Source organism: Pseudoflavonifractor phocaeensis, from assembly GCF_016901955.1.
In the GTDB taxonomy this organism is placed as follows: domain Bacteria; phylum Bacillota; class Clostridia; order Oscillospirales; family Oscillospiraceae; genus Flavonifractor; species Flavonifractor phocaeensis_A.
Genome location: NZ_JACJLC010000231.1, coordinates 1 through 467 on the forward strand (window position 1 = coordinate 1; position 467 = coordinate 467).

Sequence of the window (467 nt, forward strand, 5' to 3'; positions counted from 1 at the left end):
ACACATTCAAATCTTCGATGATGACTTTAAAGCCGCTCATCCCGATATTGTTGAAGCTAAAACCGACAACCCTGATATTGATAAGGAAATCAGCGATTCTACTGCCTTAAAGCCGGTGCTTTCCAACTTCTTTAAGCTGCACCCTGATCTCGCTTTCAAGACCTTTATTGGCGATTCGGCTTTTGACTCGTACGATAACTATTCAGCTCTTAAAAATGATTTTCATTTTGAGAGAGCTTGCATCCCGATAAATATCCGTAACTCAAAGCGTTTTGATAACAACAATGGTTCTGCCGGTCAAAAACCGCGACCTGTAAGCTTCGACAAAAACGGCATTCCTCTTTGTCCTTTGGATGGTTCGGGTGTAATTAACCCCAAAGTGTCGGGAGTCCACGACCAAATTCAGCCGGAAAAGAAAAAGCCAGTACCATTGCTCTCTGCGAACCTGTACACTGGAAAGTGCCAAC

The 467-nt window shown here is 43.5% G+C and carries 1 pseudogene; it reads left to right on the plus strand.

Annotated features, from left to right (window positions below):
* Positions 1–467: pseudogene (locus H6B51_RS17335) on the plus strand (hypothetical protein); the annotation flags it as partial.